We start from the raw sequence: 17,417 nt of genomic DNA, 5'->3' as shown, positions 1-17,417 counted from the left end.
CATGACCGACTACCTGGTGTTCCGCCTCTATGGCCCATTGGCCAGTTGGGGTGAAATCGCCGTGGGCGAATCGCGGCATTCAGCGGTGCAGCCGTCCAAGTCGGCCTTGCTGGGGTTGATCGGCGCGGCGCTGGGCATCCGGCGCGATGACGAGGCCGGGCAGGCGGCGCTGGCCAGTGGTTACCGATTTGGCGTCAAGCTGATCGGCGTCGGAACACCGTTGCGCGACTTTCACACCGTCCAGATCCCCGCCGCGCAACGCAAAGTGGTGTATCGCACCCGCAGGCAGGAAGTATCGAACCGCGATCGCCTCGGCACGCTGCTGTCCGCGCGCGAGTATCGCTGCGATAGCCTGGCCGTGATCGCCGCCGAAGCGCTGCCCGCTGCGCCAGCCACGCTGGAGCAAGTGGCGCAGGCGTTGCGCCAGCCGCATTTCACGCTTTACCTCGGCCGCAAGTCCTGCCCATTGGCCGAGCCGCTGCGGCCGCAACAGGTGCAGGCCGAAACGCTGCGCCAGGCGCTCGATCACACCGAACAGCCTTCCTTGCTGGCGCTACTGACCAAGTTCCCGCAACAGGCCTGGCCCACCGCGGCGGATCAGCGGCACCTGGGAGCGGATGGCCCCGCCCGGTATTACTGGGAGCAAGGCATGCTGGCCGGCATGGAGCCCGGCATGCGGCTGGCGCGACGCGATCAGCCGCTGTCGCGCACGCGCTGGCAATTTGCGCCGCGCAGCGAGGCGGTGTGGCTGGATGGAGGGAGCGCCGCATGAGCCATTTCTTTTCCAGGGTGGCCTTGCTGGCCCGCCCCAGCGAACATGCCTGGCTGCGTGATCTGGGCCGCTTTGGCGAGATGTACCGCGACCACGCGTTGCTGTGGCGGCTGTTTGCTGCGGAGGATCAACCGCGTGACTTCATTTTCCGCAGTGAGCGCAGCGCAGCGGCTCATCCGGTCTATTACGTGGTCTCGCAACGCCAGCCCAAGGAACAACCTGGCATCTTTGCCGTGCACAGCAAACCTTATGCGCCGGCATTGTCGGCCGGCGACTGGCTGGAATTCGACCTGCGCGCCAACCCCACCGTCAGCCGCCACGGTGCAGACGGTAAATCGCGCCGACACGATGTCCTGATGCATGCCAAGCAAAGCGCAGCGGAGGGGGCGGATGTCAGAAACGAGATGGACCGGGCTGCGGCGGATTGGCTCGTGCAGCGTGCGCTCGGCTTGGGCCTGGAGATCGCGGCCGAGCAACTGCTGACCATGGCCTACGCCCAGCATCGCCTGCATCGCAAGGGAACATCGATCGCGTTTTCCTCGCTGGATTACCGCGGGCTGGCCAAGGTGACCGACCCTGCCGCACTGTCCCGTGCGTTGACCCAGGGGGTAGGCCATGCCAAAGGGTTCGGCTGCGGTCTGCTGCTGGTGCGGCGTGCCTTGTAGGGCGCTATGCGGCAATGCTCCCACCCCTCAAACCCCTTCTCATGAAGGACCGCGTGTCGATGGTGTTCATCCAGTACGGGCAGATCGACGTGCTGGATGGGGCCTTCGTGGTGATCGACCAGAGTGGTGTGCGTACGCATATTCCGGTTGGGTCGGTGGCCTGCATCATGCTGGAGCCCGGTACGCGGGTGTCGCATGCCGCGGTGCATCTGGCGTCCACTGTTGGCACCTTGCTGGTGTGGGTGGGCGAGGCCGGGGTGCGGCTGTACGCCAGCGGCCAGCCGGGTGGGGCGCGCGCCGACCGATTGCTGTACCAGGCGCAACTGGCGCTGGATGACGCCTTGCGGCTGAAGGTGGTACGCAGGATGTACGCGCTGCGTTTCCAGGAGGAACCGCCGGAACGGCGTAGCGTGGAGCAGTTGCGCGGCATCGAAGGCTCGCGGGTACGTGAAACCTACAAACTCCTGGCCCAGCAGTACGGCGTGTCCTGGCGCGCGCGCAACTACGATCGCCAGCAATGGGACGTCGCCGACATCCCCAACCGCTGCCTGTCCGCAGCTACCGCCTGCCTCTACGGCATCACCGAGGCGGCGGTGCTGGCCGCCGGCTACGCCCCGGCGGTGGGCTTTATCCACACCGGCAAGCCGCTATCGTTTGTCTACGATATCGCCGACCTGTTCAAGTTCGAGACCGTGGTGCCGCTGGCATTCCGCATCGCCGCGCGCAGCCCTGGCCAGCCAGAACGTGAAGTCCGCCTGGGCTGCCGCGACCTGTTCCGCAGCAGCAAACTGCTCAGCCGCATCATCCCCACCATCGAAGACGTGCTCGCAGCCGGTGGTATCGCACCGCCCGAAGCGCCGCCGGAGGCCGTGCCGCCCGCCATTCCCAACGCCGAGGGTATCGGCGACGCTGGCCATCGGAGCCAGGGTTGAGCTTCGTCGTCGTGATCACCGAGAACGTCCCGCCCCGCTTGCGTGGGCGCATGGCGATCTGGCTGCTGGAGGTGCGTGCCGGGGTGTACATCGGCGACGTCTCCCGCCGTACCCGCGAGATGATTTGGGAGCAGCTGTCTGCCGGCCACGAGGATGGCAACGTGGTGATGGCCTGGGCCAGCCGCCACGAATCCGGTTACGAATTCCAGACGTTGGGCGCCAGCCGCAGGCTGGCGGTGGAGTTCGACGGGCTGAACCTGGTGGCGTTCCAGCCGCTCGCAAATGAAGGATAAAGTTCGGTGGCTGAACTCGAAGGGGTATTTTCGAGCGGATTCAGCAGGTTGGAATTGGTCTGTTCCCCACGGGCGTGGGGATGAACCGAAATGGACGAGCACTTACGCAAAACAATTGAACTGTTCCCCACGGGCGTGGGGATGAACCGCCGAAACGACTATGCAAGAACCCGCATGCGGTTGTTCCCCACCGCCGTGTGGATGCGCCGAACGGGACGACGGACCAGGCGGGCGCGAAAAACATTCCCCGCCTACGTCGGCTCCCTACACCCGCCCAAACACCAGCGAAGTATTGATCCCCCCGAACGCGAAGTTGTTGCTCATCACGAATTCGCAATCGATATCGCGCCCGGCGCCGGTCAGGTAGTCCAGCGGGGCGCAGCGGGGGTCGATGTGGTCCAGGTTCAGCGTGGGGGCGAAATGGCGGGCGCGTTGCATTTCGATGGTGATCCACGCCTCCAGCGCACCGCAGGCGCCCAGGGTGTGGCCCATATAACTTTTCAGCGAGCTGATCGGCATGCCGCTGCCAAACACGGCGTGGGTGGCCTGGGTTTCGGCGATGTCGCCTTGTTCGGTGGCGGTGCCGTGGCCGTTCACGTAGCCGATGGCGCTGGCGGGCAGGTTGGCATCCTGTAGCGCCAGCCGCATCGCCTGCGCCATGGTGGCGGCCTGCGGCTGGGTGACGTGGGCGCCGTCACTGTTGGTGCCGTAGCCCAGCACCTCGGCATGGATCTGCGCGCCGCGTGCGCGGGCGTGGTCGTAGTCTTCCAGGATCAGCGTGCCGGCGCCTTCGCCCACCACCAGGCCGTCGCGGTTGATGTCATAGGGGCGCGGGGTGGTGTGCGGCGCGTCGTTGCGGGTGCTGGTGGCAAACAGTGTGTCGAACACCACCGCGTCCACCGCGCACAGTTCCTCGGCGCCGCCGGCGATCATCGCTACCGCCTGGCCATGCTTGATTGCTTCGTAGGCGTAGCCGATGCCCTGGCTGCCGGAGGTACAGGCGCTGGATGTGGTGTATACGCGCCCGGTCAGGCCGAAGAACACGCCGATGTTCACCGCCGCGGTGTGCGCCATCATCTTCAGGTAGCTGGTGGCATTGACCGAGGCGGTGGTCTTCTGGAGCAGCATGTGGCCGAAATCGCCGATGGCCGACGGCGTGCCGGACGACGAGCCATAAGCCACGCCCACCTGGCCACCGGTCAGCAGCGGATCGCCCAGCAGGCCGGCATCCAGCAGCGCCAGTTCGCTGGCGCGGCATGCCATCAGCGCTACCCGGCCCATGCTGCGCGTGCGTTTGCGGTTGTAGTGCGCCGGCAGCTCGAATGGCGCGGCGGGGGCGCCTAACTGGGTATTCAGGCCTGCATACTCGGCCCAGTCGGTCATGCGTACCACGCCGCTTTGCCCGGCGTGCAGCCGCGCTTCGATACTCGGCCAGTCGCAGCCCAGCGGGCTGATGCCGGCCATGCCGGTGACGACGACGCGGCGCGGCTTCATGCCAGCCCTCCGTTCACCGAGATCACCTGCCGGGTGATATAACCGGCGTCCTCGCGCATCAGGAAGGCCACGGCGGCGGCCACTTCGTCGGGCGTGCCCACGCGCCGCGCCGGGATCAGTTTCAGCGCTTCGTCGCGCACGTGCGCATCGACCATCTCGGTATCGATCAGCCCGGGCGCCACGCAATTCACCGTGACGTCGCGCTTGGCCAGCTCCAGGGCCAGCGCCTTGGTCGCGCCGATGATGCCCGCCTTGGCGGCGCTGTAGTTCACCTGCCCCCGATTGCCGATCAGGCCGGACACGGATGCCAGCGTAACGATGCGGCCGGGCTTGCGTCGTTGCACCATCGGCATCACCAGTGGGTGCAACACGTTGTAGAAACCATCCAGGTTGGTGCGCAGCACGCCGTCCCATTCGGCGTCGGTCATCGCCGGGAACGCGGCGTCGGCGGTGATGCCCGCATTGCAGACCACGCCATAGTATGCGCCATGCGCGGCGATATCCGCTTCCAGCGCGGCGCGGGTGGTGGCGCGATCGGCAACGTCGAATTGCAGCACGCGCGCCTGGCGGCCCAGCAGGGCGATCTGCGCGGCAAGCTGCTCGGCATCGTCGCGACGCTGGCGACAATGCACTACAAGGTCGAAGCCATCGCGGGCCAGCCGCAACGCAATGGCGCGGCCAATGCCACGGCTGGCGCCGGTGACAAGGATCGTTTCAGTCATGGTGATCTGCGCGGACATTGACCGGGATTGTCACTGCCCACTCAATGAAGCTTACTGTTTGTGTTGGTTTTGACGGGGTGATAACCCACGTCAGGCGCGGTGCGCAGTGTATCGCTAGCACGCGGAATCGGGGGTTTTACTCGCACCGTACGTCGTTTGAATCAAGCTTTTCTGCCCACTGGCCCGTGCATTGGGCTGCAAGTGCATTGCTTCACCGCGTCAAGGGGCGCGCCGTAAGTGAACGTCGCGTAGTCCTGTTCCGGCGCGCAGCAACATTGTCGGCCCGGTCAGCCGGCGTTGCGCAAAAACCGCGTCACGTCGTCTGGCTGGAACACCGATAGCAGGCTTTCGGCCAACAGGGTGCCATCGGGCCGCTGAATGCGGCAGCGCATTGCCGCCATGCCGTTGTCGGCCTGGAACTCGCGCTCGGCGAACACCCGCAGCGTATCGCCGATCAGAAACCAAGACGCTTGCATCCGATAATCGCGCGTACCCACCAGGAACCCTACCCGCACCGGCTGCCCGTTGCGGCGGGCTTCGCCACCCACCAACGCCGCCGCGCTTTGCGCCATGTATTCGATTCCCACCCACGCGCCCACGCGGCCCTGTTCGCAAAACGGCGAGGTCTCGCCAATGACTACCTCGGTCTCGATGGTGTCGGATGTCAGCGCGACCACGCGGTCGAGCAGAATCATCGGCGCCGCATGTGGCAGCAGCTCGGCGATGGGGGGCGGGGAGTCGGACGTGAAGGGCATGGGCAACGGCTGGCCGGCGCAAGGGATAGGCGCAGGATTTTCCCACGAAACGCGTTGTATCGCAGACGTGGCGCGAGGGTGATGCGGGTTGCTGTAAATGGCCTTTGAACGAGCGCGCATTACAGAGATCGGGCATCCATGGATGTCAAATCGATATCACCCCAGGCGGTTGGCGGGCGCAGAATCACCGTGCCGTCAAACGGCCCTGGCTTTGCCATTTCTTTGGCGGGTCGGCAATAAGCCAGATTGGTATGGTCGTTATAAAATGCAGATAATCCTGTGTCGCTCGAACGCAACGAATTTCCGTGCAACTTAATGTGCATTGGTTTCTACCAGAAATCATGGCACGTTTGACTTGAATTGATCGAAAAATTCACTGGCATGAATTGATGGGGTTTCTCGATTTTTTGATCGATATGGATTGAAAAATACCCATGTCCTTCCATGACCAGCCAGAGCGGCATGCCGATATGATTCGTGTGGACTCCCGTGCATTAAAGCGATTTGCTACGAATTCATGCTTAATGGGGGCGATCGCTATTTCGAGATTGAAAAACAAGGTGTGCCTTGTCGCGTTGCAAGTTCAATTGCCGCGTCCGCTATCTTGATCCGGCTTGGGCGCCCAAGCCGGATCAAGCCGCAGTGATGGAAGCATCCCTCGTGGTTGCTCGAGCGTTGGCATCCGCAAGGCCTGTCCCCCGAGCTACAGCCTGTTCAGTAGCTACACCTTGGTACCGACAATGATGCTGTTTTCGATGGCCGGCAGGTATCCGGAGTAATCGGACGGCGTGACCAGACGCAAGACCAGATCGCCATCCACCGCCAGTGATTTCAGTTGATCCGGTGTGTTGACGGTAAAACCCACCGTCAATCGTGTGGTGTAACTGGGCTGGTCGACTATGGGCTCCGCCACGGCAAAAGCGGCATCCGGGGCCGCATCGTCCAGCGATCGGACGAATACGCTGTTCCTGGCCGGATGGCCATACGTACCGAAATTGATATCGACGACCAGGGTATCGACCGCTACGGCATCGGGACCCTGGTTCTTGATAATGATTTCATAGGGGAAGCCGACGTCGTTGGTCAGGGCGATGCCGTAAGGGGAAACCTGATTGAAATTGGCGCTGAAAGTACTCATGGGAGATCCTCTTTGGAACTGGGTTGGATGGCGCCGCCTTGTAGGCGGCGCCACGAAGGACAATTGGCAGGTTTTGCCTTGATTGCCACCTCACCGTCCTGAATGGGAACGATGGGGTTTCCAAAGAATAATTGCAATTCTGTTGCGTACAAGTGCAATTTAGGAGAAATCTTCGATGGGTCTTGCCAATTCAGCAAAAAGGTTCTGGCATGTCCCGCATGCATGGGCAGTTGCACGTTGGGCATTCCACGCCGCTCATTGCCAGTGCCATGCAACGCCGCTCAACGACGCAGCGCCAGCACGATATTGTTGCCGCCGAATGCGAATGACTGGCTCAACGCCGCGCGCGGCGCGTTGACGCACTGCGTACCGGGCGCGACCAGCGCCAGCGGCGGTAGCGCCGGATCGGGCGTGGGGGTGCCCACTTGCGGCGGCAGGCGGCCCGTGTCGGTCAGCGTCAGCCATGCGATACCGGCTTCGATGGCGCCGGCGGCGCCCAGCGTATGGCCGGTCAGTGGCTTGGTGGAACTGCACGGTACGCCGGGCAGTAACTCTGCGGTGGCGGCGGCCTCCATCGCATCGTTCAGTGGTGTGGCAGTGCCGTGCAGATTGAGATAGCCCACATCGGCGCCTACCAGCCCGGCGCGGGTCAGCGCGGCGGACAACGCCCGGCGCGCGCCGGCGCCGCGAGGGTCGGGCGCCGAGATATGGTGCGCATCCGAGCTTTCACCCCAGCCGGCCAACCGTACCGCGCCGGGTTCGCGGCGCATCAGGAACAGCGCCGCACCCTCGCCGATATTGATGCCGTTGCGTCCGGCCGCGAACGGCATGCACGGCGCTGCGGAGATCGCTTCCAGCGCGCCAAAGCCAGCCAGTGTGAAGCGGCACAGGCTGTCCACCCCACCGGCCAGCACCAGATCGACCATCCCGGCGTCCAGCAGGCGCGCGCCCGCGGCCAGCGCCTTGGCACCCGAAGTACAGGCGGTGGAGATGGCGTATGCTGGTCCGGCAATACCCAGCTCGGCGGCGAGGAACTCGGCGGGCGAGCCCAGCTCCTGTTGTGCGTAGTGAAAGCCCGGTGGAAACGCGCCGGTGGCCGCTTGCTGTGCCACGGCGGCTTCACCCTCTGCGATGCCGGTGGTGCTGGTACCCAGGATCACCGCGATGCGTGTGGGATCGATCCCGGCACGCGCGCGCTCGAAATCGGCGCGGATCTGCTCGAACGCCGCCAACAGCAGTGCGTTATTGCGGCTGCGCAGGCGCAGCGGCCGGGTCGACAGATCGGGTAGCGGTGTCGTCACCTGCCCCAGGTGCAATGGCCGGCCGGGGCTGTAGCGGTCGGTGGCGTACATGCCGGGGCTGATCCCGGCGAACAGGTTGGCGCGGACGGTATCCAGGTCGCCGCCCAGCGCGCAGACCATTCCCAGGCTGTGCAGCGTACTCATTATTCCTCCGTCGATTCGATCACGATGCGATAGCCGCGCGCGGCGACCAGTTCGCTACGCCCCTGCCAGGGATCGTCGCCCTGGTAGGTGATGGTCAGCGCCGCCGCTCCGCGCGCATCGCGCACCGTCCGCACGCCGCTGGTGTCGTCCGCCCACCAGCCTTCCGGCAGCGCCGCCCGCAGCGCTGGCAACGGCGCATGCACCGCGAGCAGATCGTTGACGATCAGGGCCGGCGGCAGCCCGGCCGGCAGCCCGACGCCGGGGCCTTCGCTCACCTGCGTGCCGTCGTAGTCCAGTGTGAACAGCCGCACCGCCAGTGCATTGCCGATGATACGCAACCGGCCGCTCTCACTTTGCACCACCGCGTCCAGCGCGTGGGTTTCGCCGTTGCGGGTGATGATCAGCCGCTGCTGGGCAAGATGCTCGCCGAGCGCGGAGGGGGGAAGTTGCCAGAGGGGGGGCGAGAAGACGGCGCATGCGGCAATCAGTACCGCGCCGCAGGCTGCCGCGATCGCCCTGGCGGCGGCCAGTGGCCGCCGGGGTTCAACGCCCTGCGCCAGCGCTTGCCCGATTTGCCACGGCATCAACCGCCCACCTCGCATGCGGCCTCCAGGCTGGCCAGCCGCCGCTCTGGCTGTGCCACGAACGGATTGGTTTCATCCCAGGCGTAGCCCGCCAGGATTGCCGAGATCATCCGCTTGATCGTCTCGTTCTTGTGCGGGTGGAAGATAATCTGCTGGAAGCGCCCGTCGTACCACGCGCGCACGAAGGCGCGGAAGGTATCCACACCGCGTTTCAGCGGCCTGGCATAGTCGGCCTCCCAATCCACCGTTTCCCCGGCGGCCTGCCGTTGCAGTGCGGCGGCGGCGAGCGTCGCCGATTTGAGTGCGATGGTCACACCGCTGGAAAACACTGGGTCGAGGAACTCGCCGGCGTTGCCCAGCAGCGCAAAGTTGTGGCCCCACAGCGATTTCACGTTGGCGGCGTAGCCCTTGATCTGCCGTGCAGGCGTGTCCCATCGCGCGTTGGCCAGCAAGCGGCTCAGGCCTGGGTCTTCGCCGACCAGCGCTTGCAGGCGCTCGGTATCGCTGCCGGCGTAGCCTTCCAGGAACGATTGCTCGGCCACCACGCCCAGCGAGGCACGACCGTTGGAGAACGGGATCAGCCAGTACCAGACATCGCAGTGCCGCGGGTGCACGGTGATCAGGATCTTTTCCCGATCGAAGTTCGCCGCTGCCGGCCCGCCCTGCGCGATGCCGTCCTCGACGTGGGTGAACAGCGCACCGCGCGGTGGGAAGTCGGATGGCGTATCCAGTTGCAACAGGCGCGGCAGCGTGCGACCGAAGCCGCTGGCGTCCAGCAGGAACTCCCCGTCAATGGCGTATTCCCCACCATCCGGCGCGCGCACGGTCAGGCGCGGACGCTCGCCCGCCACATCGGCGGCCAGTACCTGGTGACCGTAGCGGATTTCAGCGCCCTGGCGCGTGGCGTGGTCGGCCAGCACCTGGTCGAAACGGGCGCGCTGCACCTGGTAGGTGGTGCCCCAGCCGGCGCTCGATTTCTCGCGAAAGTCGAACGCCGTGCGCTCCTCGCCACGCGCGAACGCGGCGCCATTCTTGTACTGGAAACCGGCCTCGACCACGTCCTGCAACATCCCGGCCGCTTCCAGCAGGCCCATGCTTTGCGGCAGCAGGCTTTCGCCGATGGAAAAACGCGGAAAGACCTCCCGCTCGATCACGGTCACGCGTCGGCCCTGGCGGCGCAACAGCGTCGCCGCCAATGCCCCGGCGGGGCCGGCGCCGATGATGAGAATGTCGGTGGAATCGCGACGGTTCACGGGTGATCCTTTTATGGGTGAATTGAAACTGGCCAGATCAAACCCCAAACCTTGAACCACAGAGAGCACAGAGGTAAGACAGAGAAGAACAAAACCCAAGGTTTGCGCTGTGGAACTCCGTGTTCTCTGTGGTTCAAGGTTTGGGATTTTAGGTTTTCCCATCCTGCACCAGCCTCACTGGCCGGAACAGCGGTGCGATCAGCCAGGCCAGCAGCACGCCGGAGAGCGTGGTCAGGCCGAAGGCATGCAGGGCTGGCGTGTTGCTGAACGCCAGCAGGCCGAAGGAGAGGATGGTACTGATGGCGGACAGCGTGGTCGCCACCTGCATGCGGCCGTCGCCCGGGTGTTCGGCGTGGAAGATGCCGTAGTCGACGCCCACGCCCAGCACCAGCAGCAGTGCCAGCAGGCCAAGCAGTTGCAGCGGCGTACCGGTCAGGCCCAGCAGGCCCAGTGTCAGTACGGTGGCCAGCGCGGGCGGCAGCAGCATGCGCCAGGTGGCGCGGCCGTAGCGCCAGACCAGCGCCAGCGCGCAGGCGGCGTAGGAGGCCAGTAGTACCCAGGTGAGCAGCACGCGGTAGCGCGCCATCAGTTCGGATACCTGCGCCGGCTTGTCGATCCAGTCCACGCCTGGCCCGGCCAGCACAGCCACGCGCGCCAGATGTGCGTTGCCGGCCAGACCCTTGAGCAGCACCACGCCAGCGTAGCGGCCGTCGGCGCCGCGCCCCAGCCACAGGTGCGCAAGTGCCTTGCCGGCCGGTTGCGACAGCCAGCGCGTCACGTCCAGCGGCGGGTTGGCGGGTGGGCGCGGGTCGATGCCGAATTCCTCGATCATCGCCGGCGCGGCGGCGGCCAGGCGCGTCGCCAGCAGGCGCTGATCGGCCTGTTGCCGGGCCGGGTCGGGCAGCCACTGTGTCAGCGCGTCGTAGCCGCTCAGGTCGCCGGCACGCACGCGCTCGTCCAGCCGGCCGGCCAGCGCGGCGGTGCGTTCCAGCACCTGCGCCGGCGTATCGCCGCTGACCACGAACATCTGCGCCGGGCTGGGCAGGCCGAGGATGCGCCCTGCCTGCTGGTGCTCGCGGCCCAGTTGCGGGTCGATGGTCACCAGCGCGCGTACGTCGTCGTTCACGGTGAGCTGGGTCAGTGCGGCGCCGGTCAGCAGCGCCAGGAGGGCGGCAATGCCCCAGGTGCGGCGATCGTTGCGCCAGCGCGGCCAGCGCCAGCCGGCGATCCAGCGCGCGCCGCATGTAGCGCGCAGCGTGCGCGGCGCCAGGAACGGAAACCAGAAGATCACCGTCAGCCACGCGGCGACGATGCCGCCACCGGCGAACACCGCCATCTGCGCCAGCCCGGGGAATGGCGTGAGCATCAGGCCGAAATACGCCGCCACGGTGGTGATCATGGCGAGGAACATGCCCATCGCCAGATCCCGGTAGCGCTCGGCCACCGGCGTATCGTCGTCGATACTGGCGGCCAGCGCGTGCAGGCCATAGTCCACTGCCACCCCGACCAGGCTGGCGCCGAATACCAGCGTCAGCGCGTGTACGCGTGGGTAGACCGCCCAGGTGAGCACGGCGGCGTACAGCGTGGCGACGCCCAGCGTCAGCAGCATCAGCGCCAGTGGCCGCAAGCCGCCGAACACCAGTACCACCATCGCCAGCGCGCCCAGCAGCGAGCCCAGGCCGATGGTGGACATCTCGTTTTCCGCCTGCTGCGCGGCGGCGGCCGCGTGCAGCACCACCCCGGCGCGGAGCACGCGCACTTCCGGGTCGCTGGCCTGCAACGATGCAATGGCGGCGGCCAGCCCGTCGGCGACGCTGCGCTGCACCGAGAGCGAGAACGCCGAGTCGTCCAGCGTATAGGCCAGCAATGTGTAGTGAAGGTCGCCGTCGTCCACACCCAGGTGAGCGCCGTGCGGGCGCACCGGGCTGGTGGCGGCCAGCGTGGACAGCCAGCGACCGAAAAAGCCGAACGGATCGTCGCGCCACGCCAGCCCGGAATGCGACAGCGGCGCATAGGCCTCGGCGCGGGCGCGCTCCAGCAGCGCGCCGGTGTCGGCATGCGTCAGCCACGCTTGGTCCGCCGCTGTCAGCAGGCCGGCGCGATAGGGCAGATACCCATCGCGCAGTTGCGCCAATCCGGCGCCGGCATGCTCGGCCATCAGCGGCAGTGGCTCCAGCATGCGGGTCAGCGTTTGCGCGGCGCGGTCGGCACGGTCTGCGTCGCGATGGCCGACCAGCACCACCAGCCGGCGCTCGCCATGTTGTGCCAGCGCGGCCAGCGCGGCTTCGGCGCGTGCATCGCGTTCGCTGTGCGGCAGTAGCGCGAATAGGTCCACATCGATGCGCGAATGCCAGTCCTGCCGTGCCGCCACTGCCCAGCCCAGCAGCGCCAGGGTGAGCAGCAGCCATAGCAGGGCGAGTACCGTCGTGAGCGGCGAGGCGGGAAGCGGAGCGGGCAGCAGCGTGCGCCAGCCGGTACCTGCCGTGGCGTTGTCCCGGCCCGGCGAAGCCTTACTCATGCAGCCACTCCGCCTCGTCCACCGTATCGCCGACGGTCACGCCGCTGAACTCGATGCGGGTGATGTCGCCGCCTGCGCCGGTCAGGACGATGTGCTGCACCGTACCGGCGCCATCCAGCGTCAGACCGGTCACCAGCTTGCCCAGCGCGACTTCACGCGGTTTCAGCTTTACCTGCCAGCGCGGGCCGGCCACGCTGGCGTCCACCTCGAAGTGGGCCGCCAGCGCATTGAAATCGCCCGCGAACAACGCGAACAGTACGCCGCCGATGGTGCCGACCACCGGCTCGCGCTGGGCATCCAGCCGCAGCGTTTCCTGCCCGCCACTGCGCTGCACGATGCGCTCGCGCGTGATGCGCATGCTCTGGCTGAACGGCTTGTCGGTGCGCCAGACCACGCCGCGCTCACGATCGACCAAAAAGCGGCCGCTGGCGCGTAGCGGCTTTTTCACGCCGACCAGTTCACGCGTCTGGACGAATTCGCCGCGCACCGCGCGCGCGCGATCCAGGCGTTGTTCCACCTGCGATAGCGGTACCTCGGCCAGTGCGCTGGCGGCGCTTAGCAGCAACAGCAGGGGGACGATCAGTCGTCGCATGGCAGACCCAGTTTTTCGAAGAGGATGGGGGGCGAGACGAAGCACATCTCACCGCTGGCGCGATCCACTGCCACCTGGACGGTATGGCCGCGCGTCAGCCGCGTGCCGCTGACGGCATCGCGGATTTCGTACTGCACCTTGAGCCGGTTGCGCCATTCCACCAGCGTGGCGTGTACCTGGATGCGTTGCTGGTAGTTCAGCGGCCGGCTGTAGCGCACGTTGAGTTCGATCACCGGCCAGGCGTAGCCGGATTCGCGCATCTGGGGGATGTCGTAGTCGATGGACTGGAATAGCGCGGTGCGTGCCAGTTCGAAATAGCGCGCGTAGTTGCCGTGCCAGACGATGTTCATCGGGTCGAGATCGTGGAAGGGGATGGTGAGGTCGATGGCGACGCTCGGGCGCGGGGCGGTCATGGGGTTGTTCCTTTGGGCGCTGGCCGCGCCCCAGGGCGCTCAGCGGCCCAAGCTTTTGCAGTGGCAGTCCAAGCGGCCGTTGCCACCTCCACTGCAACCTTCATTTCCCTCACAACTCCCCCTCCCTGATCAGCCCCAACAGCACTCGCAACAAAGGCTCCAGCGCCATATCCTCTTCGATCGGCGGGATCACCGCGTCCAGCCTGGCGCGGAAAGCGGCGCCAGCGGCGGTGAGCGGCAGCGGCGACAGGCGCTCGCGCAGCGCGCAGCCCTGGCGCACGGCGATCAGCAGCGCGGCGGCGACCTGTTCGGTCAACTCCAGCACCCGCAACGCATCGCGCGCAGCGATGGTGCCCATGCTCACTTTGTCCTGGTTGTGGCATTCGGTGGAGCGCGAGAACACCGACGCCGGCATCGTCAGCTTGAGCGCTTCGGCGGCCCAGGCGGAGGCGCCGATCTGCAATGCCTTCAGACCGTGGTTGATCGCGGCGCGCTCGCCGGTGGCGCCCGACAGATTGGCCGGCAGGCCGTGGTTGTAGCGGGTGTCCACCAACAGCGCCAGTTGCCGGTCCAGCAGATCGGCGACGTTGGCGACCAACGTTTTCAGGCTGTCCATGGCGAAAGCAACGTGGCCGCCGTAGAAGTGACCGCCGTGCAGCACGCGGCCGCTGGCCACGTCCACCAGCGGGTTGTCGTTGGCGCTGTTCAGCTCACGCTCGAGGGTGTCGCGCAGGAACGGCAGCGCGTCGTCCAGCACGCCGAGCACGTGTGGTGCGCAGCGCAGCGAGTAGCGATCTTGCAGGCGATGGTCGTTGCGTGCCGATTCGGTGTCGCGCAGCAGATCGCGCAGTTGCGCGGCGACACGCTGCTGGCCGGGGTGCGGTTTGGCATCGAACAGCGTGGCGTCGAAGTGGTGTGGGTTGCCGCCGCAGGCGGCCACGGCCAGCGCGGTGATGTGCGTGGCAAGGCGCGACAGTTCGGCGGCGCGACCCCAGGCCAGGCAGGCCAGCGCGGTCATGACGGCGGTGCCGTTCATGATGGCGAGCGCTTCCTTGGGGCGTAGCGTATGCGGCACCAGGCCGTGCTCGGCCAGCGCGTCGGCGGCGGGGCGGGTGCTGTCACCGGCCAGGATGTCGCGCTCGCCGCACAGCACCGCCACAACATAGGACAGCGGCGTCAGATCGCCACTGGCGCCGACCGAGCCTTCGGCCGGGATGCGCGGCAGCAGGTCATGCGCCAGCAGTTGTTGCAGTTGCCGCAGCAGGGCGAAGCTGACACCCGATTGGCCGCGCGCCAGTGACGCCAGCCGCGTGGCCAGGATGGCGCGGGTTTCGGTGACGTCGAACACGCGGCCCAGGCCGCAGCCGTGGTAGGTGTACAGATGGCGCGGCAGTTCCCACGCCAGGTCGGCGGAGACGGCGGTGGTGCACGAATCGCCGTAGCCGGTGGTCACGCCGTAGACCACGCCGTCGGCGGCCAGCAGGCGGTCGATCAGCGCGGCGCCAGCGTCGATGTGCGCGGCGAACGCAGGGTCCGGGTCGAGCGTGGCGTGGGCGGCCCGGCGCGATAGCGCGATCACGTCGTCGAGGGTCAGGTCGCGGGCGCCGAAGACGATGTCGGGCAGGGTCATGCGGTGGGGTCTTCCCAGAACGGATAGAAGTTGAACCATTGCAGCGGCGCGGCGCGGCATTCGGCCTCCAGCAGCGCGGCGAAGGCGGCGACGATGGGACGCACCGCTGCCAGCCGGTCGTGGCGCGGCAGGCGTACTTCGTTGGCCAGCGAGCGGATGGTCAGTTGCCAGCCGTCGGCGCGCTCGGTAAGCAGCAATGCCAGTAGCGGGCAGTGCAGCAGCCCGGCCAGCAATGCGGGGCCGGCGGGAAAGTCGGCGGGCGCGCCGAGGAAATCGACGCGGACGCGGTGTCCCGCCGACAGCGGCACGCGATCGCCGGCGATGACGATGAACTCGCCGCGCTCCACCCGTTCGGACAGCATCACGGCGGTGGCGGCGGATAGCTCGGATACCTGGATCAGGTCCAGCTCGCAATCGGGATTGGCTTCGCGCAGCAAGCGGTTGAACTGCGGGGCATGGCGGGTGTGTACCAGTACGTTCAGCCGCGCGCCGCGTCGTTGCCGCGCCAGCGCGCGCGACAGTTCGACATTGCCCAGGTGCGCGGTGACGATCACCGCGCCGCGACCGGTAGCCTGCTGCGCGATGAAATGCTCGCCGCCGTCCATGGTGTGCGGCGTGTCGATGGCCTTGCCGCTCCACACCGCCACCTTGTCGAGCAGCGTTTCGCCGAAGCTGGCGAAGTGGCGGAACACGTTGCCCAGCGTGGGGCGCGGCGTGGCACCTCCGCTGTGCGCATGCAGCCGTGCCAGATAGTCACGCGATGCGCGTCGCGCCAGCGGCCGGGCCAGCACGTACCACGCCAGCACGGGGTACAACGCCAGCCGTAGCGGCCAGCGGCCCAGGTGGCGGTCGATCCACAGCAGCGTACGCATGCCGGTGAGAAAGCCGGCTTCGCCGATCCGTGCCCAATGCATCAGCGTGCTCCGCTGCGCAACAGGCGCCACAGCAGCATCGGCGCGCGCGGCAGCATGCCGAGGAACAGCCGTGCGTGCATGGCGGTCAGCAGCAGGTTGTCGTGCCACATCCGGTAATGCGAGATGCCATCCAGCGGATAGCGCACCCGCACCGGCAGGTTGATTACCGGTACGCCGGCCCAGTCCAGCCGCACCAGGATTTCGGTGTCGAAATCCATGCGCCGGCCCACGTGCGCGCGATCGAGCAGCGCCAGCGTCGGGCGTAGCGGGTAGATACGGAAGCCGCACATCGAATCACGGATGCGCAGGCTGAGCGTGTTGATCCATACCCAGATGTGCGTCAGGTAGCGGCAGTACAGCCGCACCGCCGGCACGCTGTCGTCGTAGACCGGGTAGCCGGCGATCACGGCGCCGGGGCGGTGTTGCGCGGCGACGATCATCGCCGGCAGCGCAGCCGCATCGTGCTGGCCGTCGGCATCCATCTGCAAGGCGTGGGTGTAGCCCAGCAACGCGGCGCGACGAAAGCCGCTGATCACGGCGGCGCCCTTGCCCTGGTTGTACGGGTGTGCGAGCACATCCACGTCGTCGCCGGCCAGTTTGTCCAGCACCGCCGCGCAAGCGGCGTCGCTGCCATCGTCCACCAGGATGCACGGCAGGCCGGCGGCGCGCAGCGCGGCGACCACGGCGCCGATGGCGTGCGGATGATTGTAGACCGGCACCACGGCGCACAGCCGGATCGGCGCGGCGGCCTGCGGTAGCGCGTGGTTCATGTCGCCGCTCCGAAAACCAGTTGCCCGCTGGCGTGACGCGTGCCGTCGGCGCCGCTGTAGTCATAGTGCAGCCGCTGCGTATCGGGCAGCCAGGCCAGGCGCAGCCGCACCACGCGGCCGGGCTGGATGGCGTGCTGGAACTTGATCTGCCGCATGCCCAGGCAATCGGGCGGCAGCGGGTAGTGGCGGCGGCCGTAGTGCACGGCCCAGTCCAGCAGGGCCACGCCGGGCAGGATCGGCGTGCCGGGGAAGTGACCGTCGAAGTGGCGCAGTGCGGCATCCACGTAGAAGGTAAGCGTCGCGCCATCGTCGCTGCGCGCGGTGTCGAGCAGATCGGGCCACGCCGGGCGCGTGGCAAACAGCGCGCGCAGCGCATCCTCGGTGGTCTTGCCCATGGTGTTGTCCGGCAGCGCTTCCACCACGCGCCAGCGGCGTGGCACGGCCAGTGTTTCCAGTTGCGGCGCCAGCCGCGCGCGCCATTGCCGTGCCAGCGCGGCCTTGCCGTGCGCGACCAGCGCCTCGCGGCC

Annotated in this window: 18 protein-coding genes; 4 read left to right on the top strand and 14 right to left on the bottom strand. The window is 66.9% G+C overall.

The genetic code is table 11. The features are described 5' to 3' along the window. Position 1 precedes the first annotated feature (1 nt). From cas5e to cas2e, 4 genes are read left to right on the top strand one after another with little or no spacing between them, the layout of a single operon-like run. The gene (gene cas5e / locus FAZ21_RS14035) at positions 2-772 is read left to right on the top strand and encodes a type I-E CRISPR-associated protein Cas5/CasD (protein WP_136774073.1); all 771 of its coding nucleotides are present in this window, start codon (positions 2-4) and stop codon (positions 770-772) included. Next, complete coding sequence (gene cas6e / locus FAZ21_RS14030; RefSeq protein ID WP_136774072.1) at positions 769-1,437, top strand: type I-E CRISPR-associated protein Cas6/Cse3/CasE; 669 nt, start codon at positions 769-771, stop codon at positions 1,435-1,437. The genes cas5e and cas6e overlap by 4 nt, the downstream gene beginning before the upstream one ends. A gap of 41 nt (positions 1,438-1,478) precedes the next feature. Continuing rightward, complete coding sequence (gene cas1e / locus FAZ21_RS14025; protein ID WP_136774071.1) at positions 1,479-2,369, top strand: type I-E CRISPR-associated endonuclease Cas1e; 891 nt, start codon at positions 1,479-1,481, stop codon at positions 2,367-2,369. Beyond that, a complete protein-coding gene (gene cas2e / locus FAZ21_RS14020) occupies positions 2,366-2,662 on the top strand; it encodes a type I-E CRISPR-associated endoribonuclease Cas2e (RefSeq protein ID WP_136774070.1) in 297 nt (98 codons plus the stop codon). Before cas1e ends, cas2e begins: the two co-directional genes overlap by 4 nt. A 264-nt stretch (positions 2,663-2,926) precedes the next feature. Here cas2e and FAZ21_RS14015 read toward each other — a convergent pair whose 3' ends face one another. From FAZ21_RS14015 to FAZ21_RS20325, 14 genes are all read right to left on the bottom strand, one after another. Next, positions 2,927-4,156, bottom strand: coding sequence for a beta-ketoacyl-ACP synthase (locus tag FAZ21_RS14015; protein WP_136774069.1), 1,230 nt, complete (start codon positions 4,154-4,156; stop codon positions 2,927-2,929). Next, entirely contained in the window at positions 4,153-4,878 is a 726-nt protein-coding gene (gene fabG / locus FAZ21_RS14010) for a 3-oxoacyl-ACP reductase FabG (RefSeq protein ID WP_136774068.1), read from the bottom strand. The genes FAZ21_RS14015 and fabG overlap by 4 nt, the downstream gene beginning before the upstream one ends. 287 nt (positions 4,879-5,165) lie before the next feature. Further along, on the bottom strand, positions 5,166-5,633 hold the full coding sequence (locus tag FAZ21_RS14005; RefSeq protein ID WP_136774067.1) for a hotdog family protein: 468 nt from the start codon (positions 5,631-5,633) through the stop codon (positions 5,166-5,168). Between the two features lie 721 nt (positions 5,634-6,354). Further along, positions 6,355-6,771: a hypothetical protein gene (locus FAZ21_RS14000; protein ID WP_136774066.1), complete on the bottom strand. Its 417-nt coding sequence runs from the start codon at positions 6,769-6,771 to the stop codon at positions 6,355-6,357. A 281-nt stretch (positions 6,772-7,052) separates the two neighbouring features. Then, complete coding sequence (locus tag FAZ21_RS13995) at positions 7,053-8,216, bottom strand: beta-ketoacyl-ACP synthase (RefSeq protein ID WP_136774065.1); 1,164 nt, start codon at positions 8,214-8,216, stop codon at positions 7,053-7,055. After that, entirely contained in the window at positions 8,216-8,800 is a 585-nt protein-coding gene (locus tag FAZ21_RS13990) for a DUF3261 domain-containing protein (RefSeq protein ID WP_169307404.1), read from the bottom strand. The genes FAZ21_RS13995 and FAZ21_RS13990 overlap by 1 nt, the downstream gene beginning before the upstream one ends. Then, positions 8,800-10,053, bottom strand: coding sequence for an NAD(P)/FAD-dependent oxidoreductase (locus tag FAZ21_RS13985; protein ID WP_246038655.1), 1,254 nt, complete (start codon positions 10,051-10,053; stop codon positions 8,800-8,802). The genes FAZ21_RS13990 and FAZ21_RS13985 overlap by 1 nt, the downstream gene beginning before the upstream one ends. 148 nt (positions 10,054-10,201) lie before the next feature. Beyond that, positions 10,202-12,571 (bottom strand): MMPL family transporter, encoded by a 2,370-nt coding sequence (locus FAZ21_RS13980; protein ID WP_136774062.1) that lies wholly within the window; start codon positions 12,569-12,571, stop codon positions 10,202-10,204. Beyond that, entirely contained in the window at positions 12,564-13,163 is a 600-nt protein-coding gene (locus FAZ21_RS13975; protein WP_136774061.1) for an outer membrane lipoprotein carrier protein LolA, read from the bottom strand. The genes FAZ21_RS13980 and FAZ21_RS13975 overlap by 8 nt, the downstream gene beginning before the upstream one ends. Continuing rightward, positions 13,151-13,576 (bottom strand): acyl-CoA thioesterase, encoded by a 426-nt coding sequence (locus FAZ21_RS13970; protein ID WP_136774060.1) that lies wholly within the window; start codon positions 13,574-13,576, stop codon positions 13,151-13,153. The genes FAZ21_RS13975 and FAZ21_RS13970 overlap by 13 nt, the downstream gene beginning before the upstream one ends. Before the next feature lie 109 nt (positions 13,577-13,685). After that, a complete protein-coding gene (locus tag FAZ21_RS13965) occupies positions 13,686-15,206 on the bottom strand; it encodes an HAL/PAL/TAL family ammonia-lyase (RefSeq protein ID WP_136774059.1) in 1,521 nt (506 codons plus the stop codon). Then, positions 15,203-16,120, bottom strand: a complete 918-nt coding sequence (locus FAZ21_RS13960) for a lysophospholipid acyltransferase family protein (RefSeq protein ID WP_136774058.1) — start codon at positions 16,118-16,120, stop codon at positions 15,203-15,205. Before FAZ21_RS13960 ends, FAZ21_RS13965 begins: the two co-directional genes overlap by 4 nt. Then, positions 16,120-16,890: a glycosyltransferase family 2 protein gene (locus FAZ21_RS13955; protein WP_136774057.1), complete on the bottom strand. Its 771-nt coding sequence runs from the start codon at positions 16,888-16,890 to the stop codon at positions 16,120-16,122. The genes FAZ21_RS13960 and FAZ21_RS13955 overlap by 1 nt, the downstream gene beginning before the upstream one ends. Beyond that, the coding region (locus FAZ21_RS20325) for an ApeI family dehydratase (RefSeq protein WP_373279540.1) at positions 16,887-17,417 on the bottom strand (531 nt) is incomplete at its 5' end. The genes FAZ21_RS13955 and FAZ21_RS20325, both read right to left, overlap by 4 nt.

Source organism: Chitiniphilus eburneus (genome assembly GCF_005048205.1).
GTDB lineage: Bacteria > Pseudomonadota > Gammaproteobacteria > Burkholderiales > Chitinibacteraceae > Chitiniphilus > Chitiniphilus eburneus.
This window is presented reverse-complemented; position numbering and strand designations above follow the sequence as displayed.

Excerpts from the sequence above, each read along its gene's own strand:
- cas5e (WP_136774073.1), top strand. The coding sequence starts at position 2 with ATGACCGACTACCTGGTGTTCCGCCTCTATGGCCCATTGGCCAGTTGG.
- cas6e (WP_136774072.1), top strand. The coding sequence starts at position 769 with ATGAGCCATTTCTTTTCCAGGGTGGCCTTGCTGGCCCGCCCCAGCGAA.
- cas1e (WP_136774071.1), top strand. The coding sequence starts at position 1,479 with ATGAAGGACCGCGTGTCGATGGTGTTCATCCAGTACGGGCAGATCGAC.
- FAZ21_RS14015 (WP_136774069.1), bottom strand. The coding sequence starts at position 4,156 with ATGAAGCCGCGCCGCGTCGTCGTCACCGGCATGGCCGGCATCAGCCCG.
- fabG (WP_136774068.1), bottom strand. The coding sequence starts at position 4,878 with ATGACTGAAACGATCCTTGTCACCGGCGCCAGCCGTGGCATTGGCCGC.
- FAZ21_RS14005 (WP_136774067.1), bottom strand. The coding sequence starts at position 5,633 with ATGCCCTTCACGTCCGACTCCCCGCCCCCCATCGCCGAGCTGCTGCCA.
- FAZ21_RS14000 (WP_136774066.1), bottom strand. The coding sequence starts at position 6,771 with ATGAGTACTTTCAGCGCCAATTTCAATCAGGTTTCCCCTTACGGCATC.
- FAZ21_RS13995 (WP_136774065.1), bottom strand. The coding sequence starts at position 8,216 with ATGAGTACGCTGCACAGCCTGGGAATGGTCTGCGCGCTGGGCGGCGAC.
- FAZ21_RS13990 (WP_169307404.1), bottom strand. The coding sequence starts at position 8,800 with ATGCCGTGGCAAATCGGGCAAGCGCTGGCGCAGGGCGTTGAACCCCGG.
- FAZ21_RS13980 (WP_136774062.1), bottom strand. The coding sequence starts at position 12,571 with ATGAGTAAGGCTTCGCCGGGCCGGGACAACGCCACGGCAGGTACCGGC.
- FAZ21_RS13975 (WP_136774061.1), bottom strand. The coding sequence starts at position 13,163 with ATGCGACGACTGATCGTCCCCCTGCTGTTGCTGCTAAGCGCCGCCAGC.
- FAZ21_RS13970 (WP_136774060.1), bottom strand. The coding sequence starts at position 13,576 with ATGACCGCCCCGCGCCCGAGCGTCGCCATCGACCTCACCATCCCCTTC.
- FAZ21_RS13965 (WP_136774059.1), bottom strand. The coding sequence starts at position 15,206 with ATGACCCTGCCCGACATCGTCTTCGGCGCCCGCGACCTGACCCTCGAC.
- FAZ21_RS13960 (WP_136774058.1), bottom strand. The coding sequence starts at position 16,120 with ATGCATTGGGCACGGATCGGCGAAGCCGGCTTTCTCACCGGCATGCGT.
- FAZ21_RS13955 (WP_136774057.1), bottom strand. The coding sequence starts at position 16,890 with ATGAACCACGCGCTACCGCAGGCCGCCGCGCCGATCCGGCTGTGCGCC.